Below are 302 nucleotides of genomic sequence, written 5' to 3' on the forward strand. Positions count from 1 at the left end.
GTGTCTACACAAATTACATGATAACAAATTAGAAGAATCCCGATGGGGCTATAGCTCAGCTGGGAGAGCGCCTGCCTTGCACGCAGGAGGTCTGCAGTTCGATCCTGCATAGCTCCACCATCTTATATCAACAATATAAGAGACCATTATGATTCTTCGTATAAAGAAAGAGACCAAACTTAAACTGTTCTGATGAACATGTTAAGTTTGGTTTTTTAAACCACGTTTTTAACCGAATGCGCGTTAAGAATGAGTTCTTTAACAATCTGGAAAGCTGATATAAATAAAGTATTTATGTCGTA

At 38.1% G+C, this 302-nt stretch carries 1 tRNA gene; it reads left to right on the forward strand.

Going from position 1 to position 302, the window contains the following annotated elements:
* Window positions 1-44: 44 nt before the first annotated feature.
* A tRNA-Ala gene (locus H4J57_RS19680) sits at window positions 45-120 on the forward strand.
* Window positions 121-302: the final 182 nt, after the last annotated feature.

It is taken from the genome of Colwellia sp. BRX8-7, from assembly GCF_014077275.1.
Taxonomy (GTDB): Bacteria; Pseudomonadota; Gammaproteobacteria; order Enterobacterales; family Alteromonadaceae; genus Colwellia_A.